We start from the raw sequence: 20,307 nt of genomic DNA, 5'->3' as shown, positions 1-20,307 counted from the left end.
AAAGGAGAAACACATGAGAGCATTGATGGAATTTTTATTTAAAGTGCTGCTTGTCCTTTTCTTAACGTCAGGTACCCTGTTGGTATTCGGTCAAATACTAGGGATTCTCTTGCAAAATGGAGATTTGATCATAGCAAGTACGAACCTATTTAAAAATCCTACACTGGTATTAAGCGCTTTTTTTAGTCTTGTTGGTTTCTCTCTTCATTATATTTCTGAAAAGAAAGACACGTCATTTAGCGATCAACCATCAGCATCAGCTGGTGATTCGATCAAATAAGCGTCAAAAGCTGGATTCAGTTGGTGAATTCAGCTTTTTTTGCGCGTGTGAAATAGGTATAAAAACCCAATACGTACGATTCATTTTTCGTTGAATTCGTTTTCAATCATATGCCTCTTGTGCTAGGAAATGGTAACATAACGGAGGACTATTTAAGGAATAGAGGTGTTTGACGATGTCTGGAGCTATCATCGGTTATACAACAGCCTTGTATTCGTTAAAGGCAGACATATCCATAAAAAAAGAACAAATCATAGAACTGAGCATGTGTCGAAAAGAAATAAAAGAAGCAAAATCGACTCTGGCAGATGCTGGTAAAAAAATCACTCATCCAGATCTGACATCACATACATGGTTTGGCCATCTTGCAGATACGTTTGATGACATTCGAGACGAGATGGCATCCGCCAGTCAAGAGATTAAAGGTGTACAGCTGACCAATCTAGTGAATCGAATTGATGAGAAAATCAGTGACCTAAAATCGGAAATCCATTCGTTAGAACATGAGATCCATTCCGTTGAAAGAAAAATAGAGAAAGAAAAGCAGAAACAATTGGAAGAAAAAAGAGGGAAGTCACATGAGTAGAGAAATCAAAATAGATGCCAGTGAAATCAAACGAGTTTTACAACATGCAAAACAATCAGGCGCTCAAATGAATGCAAAACTTCCAACATCCATCAAAGGGAGAAACCAGCTCATAGAAGCAGACACATTAGAAAAAATCAATCAACAGTTGAACGAATTAAGTACATCCTACATAGGCATTCTTCAGAAACAGCTTGTACAAACAGAACAAGCGGTGAACACCATGATCGAAACGGACAAGGCGCTTGCCTCCAGCAGTAAAAGAAAATAAAGGAGAACGCAATGAAAACCCTTGACGCTTTTGCGCTAATAAACGGAATGGACCAAACGCTGAATACATTAAAGCAGCAATCACAACAAATCAGCTCCATAGAAAAACAAATCCATCAGATCATCTCACTTGATGGCGCACTAAAGGGAGAGGCGGGACAAGCCATCCGCTCCTTTTATACAGAATGTCATATTCCCTTCCTGCAATTCTTTCAGGTCATCATTGAGGAATACAGCACTGCGCTGAAAAGCACAAAACAGGCGCTTCATGCTCTTGAACCAAACCAGCACGGCTTGATCTCACAATCATTTATTGAACACGAACTAGATCAAGGACTAAAAAAAGCCGAGCGCACGATATCTGAGATTGTAACGGATGTAAACCATGCCATCGGCAGAATTGGTCATATTGTTCATTTGCCAAATGTAGACGAATCAGCTTTTCAGCAGAGCTATCAAAAAGCCTGGCTCGAGACCTCAAGAACCATTGGACTGCTTCATGCATTTGACCGAGAGCAGACAAGCGCTTTGCAAGAAACAAAAAGCTCCCTTCAAACAATGAAGCAATTCATCAACACGTTAAGCACCATGTTCACCGGCCCGAAAATCGACATCACCACCTATCAAAAAGGGTCTATTTTCAAAAATGGAAAAGAAGAAAAAATAAGCAGCACCGTCGGTGGATTAAATGACAAAATAGACAACCCGAAAGACAATAATCCGATGATGATCATGCTGAAGAAGCTGAGAGAGAAAGAACAGACGGATGTGGAGACGGTTGTTCGGGATGACACACATAAATACATCAACAAACAAGTCACAGTCAACGACCTATCCCTTACGACATTGCAAAGGGAAGCCGTGAACGGGAAAAACAAGATTCATAGAGACATCAGGGTCATAAATGGTAAACTATACAACGTCAAAGGCATTAAAAAATTAAAAGAATTCGATATCGCAGATGAAGTTGTCACCGACTCATCCGATATTGATTTTATTGGCGGCCGATACACCGTTTACGCCAATAAACAAATCATCCGAACGTATATCGCAAACGGTGAAGTAAGAATAGAAGAAGTAGACAAAATCCCAGAAAGCCGGAGCCGAGGCAACGCGAAGCGCATATTAGACGGTGAAGTTGTCTCAACAACCGAAAACATCATCCTAGAATACAGCGGAATCTACGACGGTTATCGAGCCGTAACCGGCAAAGACCCCGAAACCAGCCAAAACATCAGCAGAACAGAACAAGCTCTGTCCGCAGCTTCAATTATCCCAATCGCGAAAATAGTGAAGGTAGGGAAATATGTCTTTAAGATAGATCAAGGGAAGAGTGCGGTGAAGAGGATTACTACTAGTACAGGGAGTAAGATAGATTCTGATACAATAAAAAAATATGTTAGAGATATAGAAGGACGAACAGGTAGAGAGTTACCTAAAAACCAAATAGATAATTTGAAAGCAGCATTAAGAAATAAAGAGTATAGCAAAATGTCACCCATAGAAACGGCTAAGCATCGGGCGAAATTTGATAGTGTGAAAAATAAAGTAATCAAAGAGTGGGAAAGAAATACTGGACAAAAGTGGCCAGTGTATAATGAAAATATTATTTCAGGAAAAACTGGTAAAGTAATTAGAAAAAAAGGAGATAAGTATGATGCTCACCATATAATTGAAAATACTTTTGGAGGAGAGCATGAGTGGTGGAATATGCATCCTGCAAAATTTCCAAATGAGCATCAAGCAGGTATACATGGAGCAGGTTCACCAGCAAATACATTATTTAAAGGAGTTAAAAAATAATGGGATATGAAATTATTAAGAAAAACGAAGAAAATAGTTTTTTTTTAGTAACTGAAAAAGAAATCTTAGATGTTGAAAAGGAACTTGATTTAAAGTTTCCTAAGGAGTTAATTAGTTTTTATATAGAGGTAGGTTACGGTTTTATTAATGGGTCTGAGTTTAACACTAATCGCATTATGGACCCTTATTCTGTAAGAGACTTTCGATTAAGGGCTAATGATTTTGAATTCTATCCTGACATTGAAATCTATGATGAATTTGAGAATAACAAATTAATCTTTTTTGAAGCAAATGAGACAGCTTTAATGTCAATTGAATTGAATGAAAAGGATAGAAGCGCAATATATTATTATGATATACAAATTGCTAATTCTTTAGAGGAGTTTTTAACCAAAATACAAGAGGATGATAAATATTATCTAGATTTACTAGCAGACTATTAAAAGCCTTTCAAGATTTACTTTGCCTTCGATCAACTAATATATGAGAATTGGACAAGGGGAAATTCATAAATTGGAATATAATTGTGGATTGAGTGACCTGTTAAGTAAATCTAAAGATAAAGCAAAACTTCATAAACATAGCACTTATCTAGGAGGATCCAAATGGTCGATTTACCCCAAATCCCAGGCCTAATCATCAACAATCCAGAAACTGATATAAACATCAAAAAGGCAGAATCCCAACTAAACATGGTGCTACCCGATGCTTATAAAAACTTGCTGAAACAGACAAATGGATGTTCCATTGGTGGCGATGTTCTACTATACGGCACTGAGGACATTACGGAACGCAATGCAACGTGGGAGGTTCAACGGTATGCAGGAGGCTATATAGCGATTGGCGACGATGGTGGAGGGCAAGTATTTCTCATGCGTCAGACCAAAGAAGAGAAACTCGTGTGGGTTGTAGATGCTGGTGTAATGGTCCCTCAGCATGCAGAGTTAATCACTGAAGACTTGCTGACGTGGATGAGTGAAGGGGGTATCGTTGAAGCTTAATCAACAGGAGAGTGAGCGTATTGTCTGGAGCTCATGAACCAATTCCTGTCTCGGGGTTGTGAGACCTTCTGTTTTGATCTGAATTGGAGATAGTATATTGAAGATGGTGGGCGGCTATGTGACTTTTCATGTCATATAGCTTTTTATCAAATTGTAAAAGGTGGCCTTAGACATTTCTAGGCCACCTGCACACATCAAACTAATTTATTTTTTAACTGTCCAATTTGTCCAATTGTTACTTCCATTTCATCTCCAGCTTTAAGCCAATTCTGTTTATCAGGTGTATATCCCAAGATAACACCCTCTGGCGTACCTGAGAAAATAACATCCCCTGGTTTAAGCGTCATATACTTAGAAATGTAGCTAATGAGAGTGGCACAGCTGAAAATCATATTTTTTGTATTACTTGATTGTCTCACTTCACCATTAATTTTGCATTCAATTGATAGATTTGTTGGGTCTACCTCATCACTTGTCACCAGATAAGGACCGATCGGTGCAAATGCGTCAAGTGTTTTTCCAAGAAGCCATTGACCAGATTTCATTTGAAGGTCGCGTGCAGATACATCATTACCGACACAATATCCATAAATATATGACAGCGCTTCTTCTTCTGAGACATCCCGAGCTTCTTTACCAACAATCATCACCAATTCTGCTTCATAGTCATATTTCTCAGCAGTTTTAGGCAGTGGAATCTCTTGTTGATGTCCCGCTAACGTATTGTTAAATTTGCTAAACAGAACTGGAGAGTCTGGAATCGCCATATCTGCTTCTTCCACGTGAGGCATGTAGTTTAGGCCGACACATAGAATTTTTTCAGGGTTGATGACTACTGAATCAAATGTAATGTCCTGTTCTTTTACAAGATAGAGAGATGGGTCACTAATTGCTTCAAGAACATGATGAAGTTGTTCTCTGCCTTGTTCACCAGAGCGAATTAATGTATCAATTGACTCTGGAAGCGGAAGACCTTTTTGTTTTGCAGCTTCATTTACATTTATAATCCCATCTTCTGATTTGTAGCCAATGAATCGTTCATTATTTTTTATAAAATGACCTAGTTTCATTTAATTTCCTCCTTATTTGTACTGCAAGTACATCCAGCAGACATATGAGCAACCGCAGCATTTAATAGTTGTTTGACCACTAACACTTCTGATTTGTTACGAGGGGTATATATCATGAGATAAGTATCTGGCAGATTTAATTTAACCCCTGCTAGAGGATGACGTTCTCCCCAGCCTTGTTCGATTACTTTTTTTGCATCACTTGGACTGAACACCATATGCATAGATCCGTCAGAAGGATGTATGTGTGCAATTTCTCCTTCGGTTTCCTTGGCAAGTGTTACCCCAGCATTTTTGTTAATGAGTGTAATCGCATCATTTCTTTTTTCAAAGAAACTTTTCTCATAGTGAACACATTGAGTATGTGATTGAACATATTCATTAAATACTTCATCAAGCAGTTCCCTTGTTCCTGGTTCGCTGTCCAATTGGTCCAATTGTCTATGTGGTACAGGATGTTTCCCGATTTTTGGACGAGGGCCTTTGCGCTTTTCTACTTCACCTAAACGAACAGAATCTTCTCTAGTATTCAATCTGTCATTATAGATATCTGTTTTGATAGGGTTCCGTTTATAAAAGCGGTAGTAAGTTACTAGCAACCAACCATAAACGTTATAAGGAACTCCACCTTTTCCAAGCTTTTTCCACTCTTCGTAATCTTTCTTTCCTAATAAGGTTACACCAATTATCAAAGGAACGTATTTAAAAAAAGATTTAAGCAACACAACACCTCCATGTTTTTATCACGGCGTATTAATTAAAGATAAGTTGAATTATAATGGGAATAAAATGGCTTGAGAAATGAATCTTTATTATTATTCCATAACTGATATGTTATGATCTTAATAAATTAGGGGACAGAGGTGATCATATATGACAATCACGCAATTATATATCTTTCTTAAGGTAGTGGAAGAGAAAAATTTCACAAAAGCTAGTGAAATCCTACATATAAGTCAGCCTGCAGTCAGTCATGCGATTTCTGGTCTTGAGCGAACCCTTGGTGTTTCTTTATTTATAAGAGATAAGAAGAAGGGGCTCGAAATCACTGAAATAGGCAGGAAAGTCGTTCCCTACGCAAAAGAATTGATTAAACAATATGAGTCCATTGAACATGAAGTGAGATTGTTCACCGAAAATAAAGCCGACGTGATACATATTAGTGGTTTCCCAAGTATCACCTCCGTATATATGCCAAAATTAATTTCGTATTTTAAAGAGCATGACCCATCCATTCAATTGTCTTTTACAGAAGGCAGTGTTAATAAAATAAAAGAATTGGTTATGGATGGTTCTGTTGATTTTGGAATCACCATCATCACTGAAGAAGACCATCAATCGATCTTTCTATTCGAAGAAGAGATGGTGATTGTTGCTCCCACTCCTCATCCTTTGGAAGAAGGTGAGGAAGTGAAAATGGAAGAAGTAGTTGATGAGCAAATCATACTTTGTGGTCATGGATTTGAAAAATCAACGATTGAAGCATTTCGGCAGCATCACTTAGAACTGAACATTAGCCATATTGTTGATAGTGTCAACACTGCCTTGAGCATGGTGAAAGGTGGGTTAGGCATTGCCATCCTGTCTCGAAAATCCTTTGAATATTTACCAGAAACACTTCAAACCATCTCCTTTACCCCTACGCTTCATAGGAAAATTGGGATTATTTATTCAAAAGATAAACCTCTCCGAAAATCTGTACAACTTTGTATAAAAGAAATTGGTAAATTTAATCAACTTAGTGAATAAGCCCATAACTTATAGGTTATGGGCTTATTCATATATTGTATTTTCTTTATAAAAATAAGTTTTTTATAATCAATGTATGTTAACGCTTTCTGATTCTAAAGAGAGGTAGAAATCGATAGGAAAGTATGGGTTATTTAGGTAATATTAACTATTTTTATCATTTTGAATAGTAAAGGGGATCTTTTTATGGATCATAAAAAGTTGGCTGCACAGATACTAGAACGAGTTGGTGGTCAGGAAAATATTCAATCCTTTTATCATTGTTCCACCCGGCTGAGACTACGTTTAAAAGATAATCGTAAGGCTTCTAAAGATCAGGTATCTTCACTTGAAGGTGTCATTCAAGTGGTTCAGGGGGGCGGAGAATTTCAAGTTGTGATTGGTAGTTCAGTATCAGAAGTACATGACGAGTTAAATCAATTGACCACAGGAGATTTTCAAGAAGAAACGACTCCACATCAAGAACAACGAAAAGGATTTAAAAACCGTTTCAATCAAGCTGTTGATATTATTTCAGGTATATTTACACCAATCATAGGGGCTTTAGCTGGAGCAGGTATTATTAAAGGAATTCTTGTCATTCTTAGTACAACAGGCGTACTCAATAATCAAGAAGGTTCATATAGAATTTTAAATGCAGCAGCAGACAGTGTTTTTTATTTTCTACCAATTGTGATAGCGCTTACGGCATCAAGGAAGTTTAAAGCTGATACGATCATATCTGTTATCATCGGAGCAGCTCTACTATATCCAGACCTTGTAACATTAATGGCAAGTGGGGAATCAATCACATTTTTTACAGTTCCAGTTCTGCCAGGTGTTTATTCTTCAACGGTTATTCCTATTATTATAGCTATATGGGTTCTTTCTAAATTAGAAAAGTTCCTAAAGCGAGTGACGCCAGATGTAATCAAAATATTAGTTGTTCCGGCTTTAAGTTTAGCCATTATTGTTCCTCTCACTTTGATCGTATTTGGTCCTGTTGGTAATTATCTTGGATACCTACTATCTAGTTCTTATGCCTTTATGTATCACTTAAGCCCTGCTGTTGCTGGCGCCTTTTTGGGTGGAACGTGGGCGATCCTGGTTATTTTTGGACTTCACAAAGTTTTAGTACCGGTTGGAATTAATGATATTGCACGATCTGGTCAAACAACAATCTTTGTGTTTTCAGCTGCGGCAAATTTTGCACAAGCTGGGGCAGCTTTAGGTATCTTTTTTAAATTAAAAGATAAAAAACAAAAATCGTTAGCTGGTACAGCCTCTTTAACGGCTCTATTTGGTATTACAGAACCTGCGATTTATGGTTTCACACTTAAATATAAAAAACCTATGATTGCTGCCGTGATAGGAGGTGCAATAGGCGGTATTATAACGGGTATTGCTGGATCAAGAGCAATCGCTGCCGCATCTCCAGGTTTAATGACTCTTCCTATATTCTTCGGGGATGGTTTCATTGGGCTGTTAATCGGTATCACTGTTGCTTTCCTTATCTCTTTGCTGTTAACCATTCTTTTTGGTTTCGAAGAACAGGGAGGCCGTGCTGAAGTGAATCAGCAGAAAGAGTCAAAAACAACTAGTCATCATGAAAGTACAGAAAAGGAAACACTTGTGGCTCCGCTGTCTGGAAGTTTAATTTCTCTTGAAAAGGTGAATGATCCAGTCTTCTCTTCCAAGTCTATGGGTGATGGATTTGCTATTATTCCTTCTGAAGGTAAACTATATGCGCCTGTTGAGGGGGTTGTTGCAACAGTTTTTCCAACTGGTCATGCCATCGGATTACGAAGTCATAATGGGGCTGAAATATTGATGCATGTTGGTATTGAGACGGTTAACTTACAGGGAAAACATTTCTCAGTTAAGGTAAAACCTGAGCAGGAGGTGCAGAAAGGTGATGTGCTGCTAGAATTTGATTTGGAAGAAATCATCAAAGCAGGATACGACAGCACCACTCCTATTGTTATAACGAATAGTCAAGAGATTTCTAGAACAATGAGAATCAGCAATAAAACGAATATAGCGGTCGGAGAAGAAGTAATGACCTTGAGTTGAATAATAAAAAGGAGCATATGATGATATGAAGAAATTGAATGAATTTCCAAAAGAATTCCTCTGGGGAGCGTCTACATCTGCCTTTCAAGTGGAGGGAGCGTATAATGAAGATGGAAAAGGTTTATCCATTGCTGATATGCAATCATTAGAGTCATCAACGACAAAAGCTGACACAAAAGTAGCAAGTGACTTTTATCATCGTATGGTTGAAGATGTCGCTTTAATGGTTGAATTAGGCTTAAAATCATATCGTTTTTCCATCGCATGGACAAGAATCTTTCCTAATGGAAATGATGAAGAGCCTAATCAATTAGGTCTAAATTTTTACAAGAAACTAATTAATGAATTGGTTAAAAATGGAATTGAACCTATACCGACAATGTATCATTTTGATTTACCTCAAGCACTGATTGACCAATATGATGGCTGGCATTCCTATCAATGTGTAGAAGACTTTGAAAGGTATGCACGTATTCTTCTAACCGAATTAGGAGAGAAAGTAAATTACTGGCTAGTCATAAATGAACAGAATTTGATGCTTAGAAAAGAAAAACTTATTGGAATTAAGGAAAAAGATCCTTTAAAACGTGAACAAATTCGGCACCAAATGAATCATCATATGTTTGTAGCAACACACCGTGCTATCGCCGCCTGTCGTGAAATTTGTCCGCACGCAAAAGTTGGGCCGGCATTTGCTTATCTTCCTTCTTATCCTGCAACTAGTAAACCAGAGGACGTTTTGGCAGCTCGTGATGCAGATAACCTTTACAATCATTATTTAGCAGATGTTCATGTGTTTGGAGAGTATCCGAAGTATTATTGGGACTATTTATGTGAACATAATTGGCAGCCGGATATCAAAGAAGGGGACATGGAAGTCATTAAGGCGAACAAACCCGACTTTTTGGCTTTTAATTATTATTTAACATTTGCAGCTGAATATTGTCCGCAAGATGTGGAAAATACCGATTATGTTAATATCTTAAATCTTGTTGTACCGGGCCGTTTCAGATATGTAAAAAATCCTTATCTAGATGCCACTGAGTATGGTTGGCAAATTGATCCGAAGGGGTTCCGGTTCGCTTTTAACACGTTATACGACAGGTATAGACTTCCATTGATGGTGACAGAAAATGGGATGGGAACAGCTGATGTACTAGAAGACGATTCAAAAGTTAGAGATGACTATCGAATTCAATATTTGAAGGACCATTTGTCTCAGATGAAACTAGCGATTAAAGACGGTGTTCCTATTATCGGCTTGTGGACTTTACTTGATGTCGTTAGTACAGGAAGCGGGTTTAAAAAGCGATACGGTTTGATTTATATTAACCGTGATGAAACAGATCTTAAAGATTTAAGAAGAATAAAAAAAGACAGTTTTTATTGGTATCAACAAAATATAGAGACCAATGGTGCCAACCTTTAACATAAGTTCAGAGACTTCTGCCCTTGGCAGGAGTCTTTTTAGTCATGAATGATAGTTTCAACTGTGAACCGACCTTTTTCCACATCACCAAGTCTCTCTCATTCTCCCTCCATTCATCCCATGTTATAATAAACACAGTTTATGAACGAGAGGATATGCAGGACATGAAAAATGAACCTATTGAGTTACTGACACAGCCGAAATGGCGAATCATAGATCAATCGAGCCTCGGTCTTTATGTGGACCCGAAGCAATCCTTTGCGATGGATGATACGCTTTGTGCGTCGGTCGGGAAGGGGCTCTCACCAGCAACAGCCCGTTCTTGGGTGCATCATAATACGATTGTTCTTGGTATTCAGGATACAAGACTTCCATTTCTTCAAGATGGTGTGAAGCTGCTTGAGGAAGAGGGCTATCGTGTGATTGTGCGCAATTCAGGCGGTCTTGCTGTGGTGCTGGATGAAGGTGTCTTGAATGTATCGTTAATTTTTGCGGAACAAAAGAAGGGCATTGATATTGACCGCGGGTATGATGCGATGGTGGAATTGGTACGCCGGATGCTGTCTAAGTATGAGGTGGACATTGAAGCTTATGAGATTGTCGGCTCTTATTGTCCTGGCAGTTATGATCTAAGCATCAATGGAAAGAAATTTGCAGGCATTTCTCAGCGTAGATTACGCGGTGGAGTTGCTGTGCAAATTTATTTGTGTGCAGATGGAAGCGGGCGGGAACGTGCCGACTTAATCCGCCGTTTTTATGATGCCGCCTTAAAGGATAAACGGCAAGAAGTGAAGGCAGTATTTCCTGATATACAGCCAGATACGATGGCGTCTTTATCAGAATTAACTGGAGAACCAATTGATTGTGCGCTTCTTATGCGTCTTTTACTAGAAGAGCTTCAAACGCTCAGTGATCAGCTGACAGCGTCAGGACTAAACGCAGAAGAACAGCTGGATTTTGAAAAAAACATGACGCGGATGATTGAGCGGAATGAAAAGGTGTTCTCTTAAAAATCTTGAAAAGCATAGAGGTGAAGTGATGGAAACGAAGCTTGAGAAAGCCATTGAACTTCGAAAAAGTGGACACCTTCAAGAATCAAATGAAATGCTCTCTTATCTTGTAGAGAAGTATCCAGACGATGCCTCTATTCATTATCAATGTGCCTGGAGTTATGACTCGTTAGGAGAGGAAAGGCAAGCTGTCTTTTTTTATGAAAGAGCCATTGAGTTAGGATTGTCTTCAGAAGAACTAGAAGACGCTTTACTAGGGTTAGGAAGTACATACAGAACTTTGGGAGAATATGAAAAGTCAAAACAGATATTCCTAAAAGGGATGGAAACTTATCCGGACAACAAAGCCATTCAAACGTTCTATGCCATGACTTTGTATAATTTGAAAAAACATAGCAAAGCGATGGAAATATTACTGAACTGTTTAACTGAGACGACAAACGATCCTGCTATTTTGAGTTATCGAAAAGCGATTGATTTTTATTCAAATCAGTTTAGATAGATTGTGGAAATGATTTATATAGAAACGGAGGGGCACTGTAATGAAAGAATCCCCTCCTTCGTTATGTAGTTTTATATGCGATAGTCTTTTATGACGTAAGAAAGAAGGAAAATGTATTGTCATTATTCACCACGTATTACCCGCTGTTTATGCTTTGCGTTTTGTCTGTGTTGTATGTGATGTATCGTATTCAGCCGATGGCCACTACTGTTAAAAAAATCGTCATTGTGCTCTGTGTGTTAACAAATGCCGCCTATATTTGCTGGCGTCTTTTCTTTACACTGCCGCATGAAGGTACTTTTAATATTGTGATGGGTATTTTGCTTGTTGCCTGTGAATGCATTGGGTTTTTACAGCTGCTTGTGTTTTATACACTTGTTTGGAAGCCTTCCAATCGGAAACAAGTCATGATCAGTGATCTTGACAGGCTGCCAACAGTTGATATCTTCATAGCTACATATAATGAACCAATTGAAGTGCTGAAACGCACTGTTGCAGGTTGTGTGAATCTCTCTTATCCAAAGGACAAAGTCCACATCTATTTATGTGATGATGGCAAGCGGGAGTCTGTAGAGCAGCTTGCTTCTGAGTTTGGTGTTCATTATCTGACAAGAACAGATAACAAGTTTGCGAAGGCGGGTAACTTAAACCATGCGATGTCTCAAACGAATGGGGAGCTGATTCTTACACTTGATGCGGATATGGTCCCCCTTCCTTCGTTTTTAGAAAAAACAGTGCCTTACTTTCATGATGGAGCGACGGCGTTTGTTCAAGTTCCACAGGCGTTTTATAACGAAGATCCTTTCCAATATAATATGTTCTCGAAGGATCGAATTCCAAATGAGCAGGACTTCTTCATGCAAACCCTCCAAGCTGGTAAGGATCGGTTTAATGCTGTGATGTATGTCGGTAGTAATACTGTATTTAGAAGAATCGCCTTAGATGAAATTGGCGGATTTGCTACTGGGGTGATTACAGAAGACATGGCGACAGGAATGCTTCTCCAAGGCAAGTTCAAATCTGTATCTGTCGGAGAAGTATTAGCCGTCGGTCTGGCACCTGAAAGCTGGCTTGATTTGTTAAAGCAGAGAGATCGGTGGTCGAGAGGGAACATTCAGTGTGCCCGTAAGTTTAATCCTTTGAAGGTTCGCGGCTTAACGCTTATGCAGCGAGTTCTTTATTTAGATGGTATTGTGTATTGGTTTAACGGTTTGTTTAAAATGATTTACATTCTCACGCCGATTTTGTTTTTATTGTTTGGTATTCAAAGTTTCTGGGCAGATTTCCAGTCCATTTTCATGTTCTGGCTGCCGGCGTTCTTTAGTTCCTATTTAGCATTTAAACTGGTGTCGAATCAAAAAAGAAGCATGTTTTGGAGTCATATTTATGAAAGCTCTATGGCATTCCACCTGGCTGGTGTGGCTTTAAGTGAGCTGTTTTTCAAAAAGAGAGTGGAATTTCTTGTCACACCAAAGGGAATTCAAACGGACAAAAGACATTTTCATTTGAAAACGATGATTCCCCATTTGATCTTTTTGCTGCTCTCATTGCTTGTCCTAGTGAAAATAGGATACGATGTGAAGGTAAATGGGACGATGAATGCTGATCTCACGTTGATTAATATATTTTGGGTGATGTATAACGGTGCAGGTCTATTTATGGCACTGCTTGTGGCGTTTGACCGTCCGCGTTATCGGAAATCAGAGCGATTTATCATTGAAAAAGGGGGGCAGCTTCGTTCTGATCATCAAGATCAGTCGATTGCTTGTTTTCTACTAGATATGAGTGATTCAGGTGCGCGTCTATCCATTCCATTGGATCAAGCTTCTTCTCTTTATCAAGGACAAAAGCAATTATTCTTTACAGAGGATGAAAGTGTGGCGTGTGACGTGGTCTGGAGCTATTCAGAGGAAGACAAGCTGATGGTTGGTGTTGCTTTTACTGACACACAAAAATCAGAGTATCTATCACTGATCCGCTTCCTATTCACACGAGAGCATGTATCGATAACGGATCGTGAGAAAAAATCCTATGCTGTTCGGACATTTCTCCGCTTTGTAAGAGAAACGAGGAAGGTACCAAAGGCCTTGCAGCGCAAATGGATGAGAAGGCCTTTGCAAGGTGTGGCAGGGACGCTGTCCTATGAGGGCCGGTTAGAAGAGAAGGTGCCGGTGAACATACATGATATTAGTTTATCTGGATGCAAAATCGAGTCTGAAGCTTCAATTGAATTAAATGAGAAAGTGCTGATCACCATTGACGCAGAATCTCTGACAGATCAGCCGGCAATTGCCGTTTGGACTTCAAAAAGGCGCGGCCGCACAATTGTCGGACTCAAGTTTATTCAACCTGAAATCAAGCAGATAGAAGAAAGAGAGGGAGTGGTTTCTTGAAATCCAAAAACGGCAGTTACCTCTATTTACTATGGCTTCCTGTTATCATGGGAGCCGGCTACGGCATTTCGCTTTTGGTGCCGTTTCTTCAGCCTGTACTGACACTTGGCATCGCAGGTCTTTATATTTTTATATTTGGTGATTTTCAGGTGAGACAAGTCAGGTATATTTTTATGTTTGTCTTTTTGATTAATGTCCTATTTAGTGTGATGCTATTTTTGGGCATTTAAAAAAGTGCTTCCCGCAGATGGGGAGCACTTTTTGTTATTCTGCCATTTTTTCGAGGTTGCCGTTTCGGTCCATTTTAAAGGTTGGAGCGGCAGTGTCATCCTCTTCAAACAAAACTAGTTTTCTTGCACGGTTCATGATTTTGACAAGTGTTTCATAATCTTCTTGAATGGTGAGTTGATCCTTTTCAAGCTTTTTCACTTCTGCTTCTAGCTGTGTGACTTTATGTGAAAGTTCGTTGTTTTCTCGTTTTAACCGGCTGTTTTCCATGCGTAAGGCAGACGATTGCTGTCCATCGCCTTCATAGCGGCGCAAGAAATCAATGACATCTTCGATGGTTAACTCCTGTTGCTGCCTAAAAGGATTGGCTTCTGGCTTTTTCTCTACGACATGAGAAGCCTGTGACAATAAATGTGATAAACTAGCTAACTCTTCATTGTAGCTTTGGTCTACAAATTGGAGCTGCTCGGCTGTTTCAGATGCTGGTGCAAACGTTTCCTCCTGCGCTGGTTCCAGCTCCTGTGAGAATTCCTCTTGCGTGACTGTTTCTTCTACTTGGGGCTGATAGAGTAATCGTTTCTTTGCAGGCTGGCCATTGCCAAGTGCGCGCATCCGTTGTTTTCTTTGTTTTTTGGCAAGGGCTAACGCTTTTTCATATTGATGCCTCACAACAGCATTCCATCTAAAACCGCATGCCGCTGAGGTGCGATTTAGCTTGTCTCCTACTTCTTCAAACGCATTCAGCTGTGTGCTGCCCTCTCTGACGTGACGTAAGACGGTTTCTGCCAAAAGAAGATCATCTTCCTCTGACCAAGCATCTTGTCTTTGTTTTGACATGTTTAAACCCCCATATGATTTGATGGTATTAGATTAGCCAAGTTCAAGAAAGTTTATACAAGTTTGCTAAAAGGATAGTGGAAAATACTAGCTTTTATGTGAGCATGCTTCGGCGTTTACAATGCGTCTTGCAAGTCCAGCCGCTTCGATGTACAATGTTGGGTGGTATATTAAGACTCTTGGTTGTCCAACTGTTTCATATAAAATGAAGTTCATCATTGAAAGGAAGCGTAAGACCATGGCTAATGAGTTTCGCGTATGTGACGATTGCGATGCGACGAACCTAAAGACGTTGCTGCCTCGACTCAAATCGGTTGACCCTGATGCAAAAATTGAAATTGGCTGTCAATCCTATTGTGGTCCAGGACGAAAAAAGGCTTTTGCGTTTGTGAACAATCGCCCATTATCCGCACCAACAGAAGATGAGTTACTCGAAAAGGTTCAAAAAAAAGTCAAATAAATGTCACTGAATGTGTTCAGTCGACCTAAAAAGAGGTCCGTCCCTGTCAGGTCGGGCTTTTTACGTCCGTGCAATGGTTGAGAACACATTCACGAGCAAATTCAAGGATGTTTTCGGGAAAAGTTACCCGATATAATAGAAACACGTCTTAAAAAAAGAGGGACGAAACGATGGCGTATCCAAAAGGGAAATTATCTGAGGAAAAGGTATTTAAAGATCCTGTGCACCGTTATGTTCACGTACGGGACGCATTAATATGGGATTTAATAGGAACAAGAGAATTTCAGCGCCTGCGCCGAATTAAACAGCTAGGAACCACTTATTTGACGTTTCATGGTGCAGAACACAGCCGTTTCAATCATTCACTCGGTGTATATGAGATTGTGAGACGGATTGTGGATGATGTATTCAAAGGACGGCCGGAATGGGATGAGGGAGAACGCGAGCTTGTCCTGAGTGCGGCCTTGCTTCATGACCTCGGACATGGACCATTTTCTCATTCCTTTGAAAAGGTCTTCCACTTAGATCATGAATCGTTTACAAGAGATATTATTTTAGGGCAAACCGAAGTCAATGAAGTGCTTCGCCGGGTGAGTGATGATTTCCCGAAGCATGTGGCGGAAGTGATTGCCAAGACGTATCAAAACAAACAGGTGGTCAGTTTGATCTCAAGTCAAATTGATGCCGACCGTATGGACTATTTGCAGCGTGATGCCTACTATACAGGCGTCAGCTACGGCCATTTTGATATGGAGCGTATTTTGCGCGTGATGCGTCCGAGAGAAGATCAGATTGTGATGAAGCAGAGCGGGATGCATGCGGTCGAGGATTATATTATGAGCCGCTATCAAATGTATTGGCAAGTCTATTTCCACCCAGTGACACGCAGTGCGGAAGTCATTTTAACGAAAATTCTCCACCGTGCAAAAGAGCTGCATGAAACGGGCTATATTTTCACGCATGCCCCTGTTCATTTTTATTCGATTTTCGAGGGGAATGTCACCACAGAGGACTATATTAAACTGGATGAATCCATTGTCTTATTTTATTTTCAGGCGTGGGAAGACGAAGAAGATCACGTGCTGGCTGATTTGTGCCGCCGTTTTATGAACCGCCGATTGTTCCAATATACAGAGTTTAATCCGAATGAAGAAATGACGAAATATTTCAAGCTGACCGCCTTGTTCAAGGAGGCAGGCATTGATCCTGACTATTATTTAGTCGTCGACTCTTCCTCTGACTTGCCATACGACTTCTACAGACCAGGGGAGGAAGAAGAGAGACTGCCGATCCACCTTTTGACGCAAAGTGGTCATATTAAAGAGCTGTCGAGACAGTCAGATATTGTTGATGCCATTTCCGGTAAACGAAGAACCGATCATAAACTTTATTTCCCGATGGACTTAATTGTAGATATGTCGGAAAAAGCTGAAGAAAAGAAGGCAATCATGAAGCTGCTTGGATTGGGATAAGGAAGTACTGAAAAAGGAGATGTCGGGAATTTGTTGAAAGAGCATGCAAAGTTGATGAAGGTATTCTCTGAATCCGGGGAAATCGTTGGACGGAAGAAGCTGCAAAAGATGATTTACATAGCAAAAAAGCTAGATTTGCCTTTTTACGAGAAATACGATTTTCACTTTTATGGCCCCTATTCAGAGGAGTTGACGCTCAGAATTGAAGAGCTGTGCAACCTTGGATTCTTGGACGAAATGAAGGAAAAAAAAGGCGGATACTATCAATATCGCTATTCGCTGACGGACAATGGGAAAGAGTTTCTCGATCAGTGTGAAGTGGACATGCCTGACCTCAAAGTGCTGACGAAGCAGATGAACGAGCAGTCGTCTCGTTTCCTAGAGCTCGTCTCTACGATTTTATACTTTGATGATCTGCCAGAAGATGAGGTAAAGGAAAAGGTCTTCACCATTAAAAGCAAGCAGCGCTATACGGACGAAGAATTTGAGGATGCTCTTGCTTATATTGGTCAGCTGAAGGAATTGAACTAGTTTCGCAAAAGCCCAGCATTTAGGGCTTTTTTTTGTTTTGTAAGACCCAGACCAAAAGCGCTATTTTTCGATGAAATGTGTGCTGAAGGATCCGGAAAATTAGTGAATATGACGTATTTCGACTTTCTTCCTGTGTATCTAATTCCCTGTTTTTGACTGAATAGAAGGAAAAAAGTGAATTTTCAGTGAATATATAACTTTGTGAAAATCAAAGGAGGGATAGGAATGAAAAAGCGTTCAGTCTTTTTGTCATTTTTATTGGTAGGTAGTTTGTTACCGGGAGTAAGTTCAGCTTCAGCACCAGTCGCGAGTGCTGGTCATGGGCATGATCATGGTCATGCGCCGTTCGAAACACATATTGGTGAGGGGTTGCCAAAGGCAAACGATTTTAAAGATTTGACGAAAGCACCTCCAATTGAACGAGATGTGACAACAAAGGTATTAGATGAGTCTGGTAAGCAGGTAGGCTCTAGAACCTTTAAGGCGAATACAGGAGATTCTATTTCAACAAAGGCAAGTACAGGCAGTCAAAAAGTAACGGTCTATGCTGTAGCAGATGCGCAGTATCGTGCGAAATATAGTGACTGGCAGACGAGAATTGTCAGCATCATCGAGCAAGCGGACGTCACCTTTAACCGTGATCATGATGTGGACTTTGTCGTACAAGCAGTAGGATCTTGGACATCTTCTGGATCAAATGCAGAGCAAATCTTATCTAACCTTTCGCGCAGCTTTGATGGCAGAGGATACGATTTTGTCACTGGATTTACAGCAAATCCAAACTTTGATGCGGGCGGAATCGCTTATGTATACAATAGTGCACCGCGCGGAAGTGCATTCGCCGTCAACCTTGATCAAGGAACAGCGAATACAGCAAAAGCGGCTACGCATGAATACGGCCATAACTTTGGCTTACCGCATGACCCTCAAGGCAGCGGCATTGTCTGCTTAATGAATTATGATTATTCCTACACAGTCGATTTCTTTGATGCGGCTCATAAAAATCAAGTGAACCGTAACAAAGCGTGGTACAGATAAAATAAGAGAAAAAAGGACAAACATCTATGTGCTTGTCCTTTTTTTATGCTTACAGGTCGCTCATTCGCTTTCCTGCTACGGCATAGTGTTCTTTTTTCATTTCTTCAATAATGACAGAGACTTTTTCTACACCTGCGCCTGTTGTTTCAACAACAGCATCAGTGACTTTCTCCACAAGAGCTCTTTTCTGCTCGTCTGTTCTTCCTTCAAGCATTTGTACGGTGACAATCGGCAATGCGAAAACCTCCTTTTTCCTTTCATGCTACGCTTCCCTTTAGTTTAAGGGACTTCTTATAGTATACTGAATGAAGTAAATCATTGTATAGAAAGAAAGAGGGATTCATGCCTTTGAACCAATTTCTTGTGTATCCATTAGAACTCATTCCATATGTCGCCATTACGCTTGTTGTTGCATTTACGATGCACGAGCTGGCGCATGCATATGTTGCGTATCGTTTCGGAGACCCGACAGCTAAGAACCAAGGGAGACTCACATTAAATCCACTGAAGCATCTTGATGTATTTGGGACGATTTTGATCTTTGTGGCTGGGTTTGGCTGGGCGAGACCTGTACCGGTGAATCGTTACCATTTTAAAAACCCGCGCTTAGCAGGAATCTGCGTCTCGATTGCTGGCCCTTTAAGTAACTTAGTGTTGGCGTTTCTAGGCTTTTTCGTGTACGTACTTCTTCAGAAGTTTGGCGGGGAGTCGCTCATGCGCTTTGAGCCGGGAGTTGATCATTTCTTCCGGATATTTATTAACTTGAACGTCATTTTGTTCCTATTTAACTTATTGCCACTTCCGCCGCTGGATGGGTATCGTATTATTGAGGACGTCGTCAGCCCCCGTATCCGGGCGAAAATGACGCAATTCGAACAATATGGGATCATTATTTTTCTCATATTCGTGATCACGCCGCTAGGACAGTTTGTTTTTGGTCCATTGATCGGAATGCGGGATCAAATCATTCAATGGTTTAATCTTATTTTGAAGCCGCTGCTTTAGGAGGTTTAATGAATGGAAGGTAAAAAGAAGAAACCAATTGGTTTTAACATCATTAAAAAAACAGATGCAACCGACGGACACGGAGGCTTTGGAGCGGGTGCGCTCAGCCTAGATAACATTTCGCCGGTGATCATTGACGTAGAGGAAAAGGAAGCTGTCATTGATATTGGTGCGATGCATGCAAGAAGTGCCGTCGAAAAAGGCATTAAATTTTTGAAAACAAAAGAAGAGGTACCGAACGGAAAGCCGTATTGGCTCGTATGGGTGACCATTGACCGCAGAGAAGAAGGCCCTTATTATGCGGGTGTGACGGCTTGCGAAATGACCGTCGACCGTTCAATCCGCCGCGGGTATAAGTCGCTTCCAGAGCATGTGAATTTCATGGATAAATCAATGAAGCGAAATATCGTCGTCAGTCATATGGATGATGTATCGAAAAAGGTGCTGGCTGATTTCTTGAAGAGTCATAATGAAGCACTATGGGAAGCATCTACAGATGAATTAAAAGAAGGATTGGCTGTCCCTGAATAATTGTGAAATTTTTGTGAAGAATGGCGAATTGCTACCAATTCCAGCTGATTTTTGAGTAAA

General features: G+C 40.1%; 22 protein-coding genes and 1 pseudogene. 19 read left to right on the top strand and 4 right to left on the bottom strand.

Features of this window, described 5'->3' with window-relative positions:
* The first annotated feature begins 13 nt into the window (after nt 1-13).
* The 6 genes from NST39_RS18300 (at nt 14) to NST39_RS18275 (ending at nt 3,940) form a co-directional block, all read left to right on the top strand.
* Nucleotides 14-280 carry a hypothetical protein gene (locus NST39_RS18300; protein ID WP_003215032.1) on the top strand — a complete coding sequence of 89 codons (267 nt, stop codon included), beginning with the start codon at nt 14-16 and terminating at the stop codon, nt 278-280.
* A 175-nt stretch (nt 281-455) separates the two neighbouring features.
* On the top strand, nt 456-866 hold the full coding sequence (locus NST39_RS18295) for a YwqH-like family protein (protein ID WP_003215158.1): 411 nt from the start codon (nt 456-458) through the stop codon (nt 864-866).
* Nucleotides 859-1,137 (top strand): YwqI/YxiC family protein, encoded by a 279-nt coding sequence (locus NST39_RS18290; RefSeq protein ID WP_340962058.1) that lies wholly within the window; start codon nt 859-861, stop codon nt 1,135-1,137. Before NST39_RS18295 ends, NST39_RS18290 begins: the two co-directional genes overlap by 8 nt.
* A gap of 11 nt (nt 1,138-1,148) precedes the next feature.
* Nucleotides 1,149-2,939 (top strand): T7SS effector LXG polymorphic toxin, encoded by a 1,791-nt coding sequence (locus NST39_RS18285; RefSeq protein WP_341029678.1) that lies wholly within the window; start codon nt 1,149-1,151, stop codon nt 2,937-2,939.
* Nucleotides 2,939-3,382 carry an SMI1/KNR4 family protein gene (locus NST39_RS18280; protein ID WP_340913372.1) on the top strand — a complete coding sequence of 148 codons (444 nt, stop codon included), beginning with the start codon at nt 2,939-2,941 and terminating at the stop codon, nt 3,380-3,382. Before NST39_RS18285 ends, NST39_RS18280 begins: the two co-directional genes overlap by 1 nt.
* A 162-nt stretch (nt 3,383-3,544) precedes the next feature.
* Nucleotides 3,545-3,940: an SMI1/KNR4 family protein gene (locus tag NST39_RS18275; protein WP_340913369.1), complete on the top strand. Its 396-nt coding sequence runs from the start codon at nt 3,545-3,547 to the stop codon at nt 3,938-3,940.
* Nucleotides 3,941-4,134: 194 nt separating this feature from the next.
* On the opposite strand, the gene NST39_RS18270 is transcribed toward NST39_RS18275, so the two are convergent.
* Nucleotides 4,135-5,010 (bottom strand): fumarylacetoacetate hydrolase family protein, encoded by an 876-nt coding sequence (locus NST39_RS18270; protein WP_340913365.1) that lies wholly within the window; start codon nt 5,008-5,010, stop codon nt 4,135-4,137.
* Nucleotides 5,007-5,732 carry a luciferase domain-containing protein gene (locus NST39_RS18265; protein ID WP_340913362.1) on the bottom strand — a complete coding sequence of 242 codons (726 nt, stop codon included), beginning with the start codon at nt 5,730-5,732 and terminating at the stop codon, nt 5,007-5,009. The genes NST39_RS18270 and NST39_RS18265 overlap by 4 nt, the downstream gene beginning before the upstream one ends.
* A gap of 151 nt (nt 5,733-5,883) precedes the next feature.
* Here NST39_RS18265 and NST39_RS18260 point away from each other — a divergent pair, with 151 nt between their 5' ends.
* From NST39_RS18260 to NST39_RS18230, 7 genes and pseudogenes are all read left to right on the top strand, one after another.
* Nucleotides 5,884-6,759, top strand: a complete 876-nt coding sequence (locus tag NST39_RS18260) for a LysR family transcriptional regulator (protein WP_340913360.1) — start codon at nt 5,884-5,886, stop codon at nt 6,757-6,759.
* A gap of 186 nt (nt 6,760-6,945) precedes the next feature.
* A complete protein-coding gene (locus NST39_RS18255; protein ID WP_340913358.1) occupies nt 6,946-8,811 on the top strand; it encodes a beta-glucoside-specific PTS transporter subunit IIABC in 1,866 nt (621 codons plus the stop codon).
* A 25-nt stretch (nt 8,812-8,836) separates the two neighbouring features.
* A complete protein-coding gene (locus NST39_RS18250; RefSeq protein ID WP_341029677.1) occupies nt 8,837-10,240 on the top strand; it encodes a glycoside hydrolase family 1 protein in 1,404 nt (467 codons plus the stop codon).
* 164 nt (nt 10,241-10,404) lie between these two features.
* Entirely contained in the window at nt 10,405-11,250 is an 846-nt protein-coding gene (locus tag NST39_RS18245) for a lipoate--protein ligase family protein (RefSeq protein ID WP_341029675.1), read from the top strand.
* A gap of 28 nt (nt 11,251-11,278) precedes the next feature.
* A pseudogene (locus NST39_RS18240) lies at nt 11,279-11,765 on the top strand (tetratricopeptide repeat protein).
* Between the two features lie 103 nt (nt 11,766-11,868).
* Complete coding sequence (locus NST39_RS18235) at nt 11,869-14,145, top strand: glycosyltransferase (protein ID WP_265208734.1); 2,277 nt, start codon at nt 11,869-11,871, stop codon at nt 14,143-14,145.
* Nucleotides 14,142-14,375: a DUF5970 family protein gene (locus NST39_RS18230; protein ID WP_113767824.1), complete on the top strand. Its 234-nt coding sequence runs from the start codon at nt 14,142-14,144 to the stop codon at nt 14,373-14,375. Before NST39_RS18235 ends, NST39_RS18230 begins: the two co-directional genes overlap by 4 nt.
* 34 nt (nt 14,376-14,409) lie before the next feature.
* Here the strand turns inward: NST39_RS18230 and NST39_RS18225 are convergent, their stop codons facing one another.
* A complete protein-coding gene (locus NST39_RS18225; protein WP_065097832.1) occupies nt 14,410-15,210 on the bottom strand; it encodes an RsfA family transcriptional regulator in 801 nt (266 codons plus the stop codon).
* Nucleotides 15,211-15,448: 238 nt separating this feature from the next.
* Here NST39_RS18225 and NST39_RS18220 point away from each other — a divergent pair, with 238 nt between their 5' ends.
* The 4 genes from NST39_RS18220 (at nt 15,449) to NST39_RS18205 (ending at nt 18,711) form a co-directional block, all read left to right on the top strand.
* Nucleotides 15,449-15,670 (top strand): DUF1450 domain-containing protein, encoded by a 222-nt coding sequence (locus NST39_RS18220; protein WP_003215259.1) that lies wholly within the window; start codon nt 15,449-15,451, stop codon nt 15,668-15,670.
* 170 nt (nt 15,671-15,840) lie between these two features.
* Nucleotides 15,841-17,142, top strand: a complete 1,302-nt coding sequence (locus NST39_RS18215) for an HD domain-containing protein (protein ID WP_007497716.1) — start codon at nt 15,841-15,843, stop codon at nt 17,140-17,142.
* 30 nt (nt 17,143-17,172) lie between these two features.
* On the top strand, nt 17,173-17,673 hold the full coding sequence (locus NST39_RS18210; RefSeq protein ID WP_065097834.1) for a YwgA family protein: 501 nt from the start codon (nt 17,173-17,175) through the stop codon (nt 17,671-17,673).
* A gap of 225 nt (nt 17,674-17,898) precedes the next feature.
* On the top strand, nt 17,899-18,711 hold the full coding sequence (locus NST39_RS18205) for a zinc-dependent metalloprotease (RefSeq protein ID WP_065097835.1): 813 nt from the start codon (nt 17,899-17,901) through the stop codon (nt 18,709-18,711).
* A 49-nt stretch (nt 18,712-18,760) separates the two neighbouring features.
* Here the strand turns inward: NST39_RS18205 and NST39_RS18200 are convergent, their stop codons facing one another.
* A complete protein-coding gene (locus NST39_RS18200; RefSeq protein ID WP_106029520.1) occupies nt 18,761-18,946 on the bottom strand; it encodes a 2-hydroxymuconate tautomerase in 186 nt (61 codons plus the stop codon).
* A 113-nt stretch (nt 18,947-19,059) separates the two neighbouring features.
* Between NST39_RS18200 and NST39_RS18195 the strand changes: the two genes are divergently transcribed.
* Both NST39_RS18195 and NST39_RS18190 read left to right on the top strand, forming a co-directional pair.
* Nucleotides 19,060-19,716 carry a site-2 protease family protein gene (locus NST39_RS18195; protein WP_223251196.1) on the top strand — a complete coding sequence of 219 codons (657 nt, stop codon included), beginning with the start codon at nt 19,060-19,062 and terminating at the stop codon, nt 19,714-19,716.
* A gap of 12 nt (nt 19,717-19,728) precedes the next feature.
* Nucleotides 19,729-20,247 carry a YwhD family protein gene (locus NST39_RS18190; protein ID WP_065097836.1) on the top strand — a complete coding sequence of 173 codons (519 nt, stop codon included), beginning with the start codon at nt 19,729-19,731 and terminating at the stop codon, nt 20,245-20,247.
* Nucleotides 20,248-20,307: the final 60 nt, after the last annotated feature.

It is taken from the genome of Bacillus sp. FSL W8-0645 (assembly GCF_038007905.1).
Lineage (GTDB): Bacteria > Bacillota > Bacilli > Bacillales > Bacillaceae > Bacillus > Bacillus pumilus.
Note: the sequence above shows the minus strand (reverse complement) of the source record. Positions and strands in the feature narration are given on the sequence as shown.

Coding starts and splice junctions, on each gene's coding strand:
- NST39_RS18220 (WP_003215259.1), top strand. CDS start 15,449: ATGGCTAATGAGTTTCGCGTATGTGACGATTGCGATGCGACGAACCTA.
- NST39_RS18260 (WP_340913360.1), top strand. CDS start 5,884: ATGACAATCACGCAATTATATATCTTTCTTAAGGTAGTGGAAGAGAAA.
- NST39_RS18300 (WP_003215032.1), top strand. CDS start 14: ATGAGAGCATTGATGGAATTTTTATTTAAAGTGCTGCTTGTCCTTTTC.
- NST39_RS18245 (WP_341029675.1), top strand. CDS start 10,405: ATGAAAAATGAACCTATTGAGTTACTGACACAGCCGAAATGGCGAATC.
- NST39_RS18250 (WP_341029677.1), top strand. CDS start 8,837: ATGAAGAAATTGAATGAATTTCCAAAAGAATTCCTCTGGGGAGCGTCT.
- NST39_RS18215 (WP_007497716.1), top strand. CDS start 15,841: ATGGCGTATCCAAAAGGGAAATTATCTGAGGAAAAGGTATTTAAAGAT.
- NST39_RS18270 (WP_340913365.1), bottom strand. CDS start 5,010: ATGAAACTAGGTCATTTTATAAAAAATAATGAACGATTCATTGGCTAC.
- NST39_RS18280 (WP_340913372.1), top strand. CDS start 2,939: ATGGGATATGAAATTATTAAGAAAAACGAAGAAAATAGTTTTTTTTTA.
- NST39_RS18255 (WP_340913358.1), top strand. CDS start 6,946: ATGGATCATAAAAAGTTGGCTGCACAGATACTAGAACGAGTTGGTGGT.
- NST39_RS18205 (WP_065097835.1), top strand. CDS start 17,899: ATGAAAAAGCGTTCAGTCTTTTTGTCATTTTTATTGGTAGGTAGTTTG.
- NST39_RS18290 (WP_340962058.1), top strand. CDS start 859: ATGAGTAGAGAAATCAAAATAGATGCCAGTGAAATCAAACGAGTTTTA.
- NST39_RS18190 (WP_065097836.1), top strand. CDS start 19,729: ATGGAAGGTAAAAAGAAGAAACCAATTGGTTTTAACATCATTAAAAAA.
- NST39_RS18285 (WP_341029678.1), top strand. CDS start 1,149: ATGAAAACCCTTGACGCTTTTGCGCTAATAAACGGAATGGACCAAACG.
- NST39_RS18275 (WP_340913369.1), top strand. CDS start 3,545: ATGGTCGATTTACCCCAAATCCCAGGCCTAATCATCAACAATCCAGAA.
- NST39_RS18295 (WP_003215158.1), top strand. CDS start 456: ATGTCTGGAGCTATCATCGGTTATACAACAGCCTTGTATTCGTTAAAG.
- NST39_RS18225 (WP_065097832.1), bottom strand. CDS start 15,210: ATGTCAAAACAAAGACAAGATGCTTGGTCAGAGGAAGATGATCTTCTT.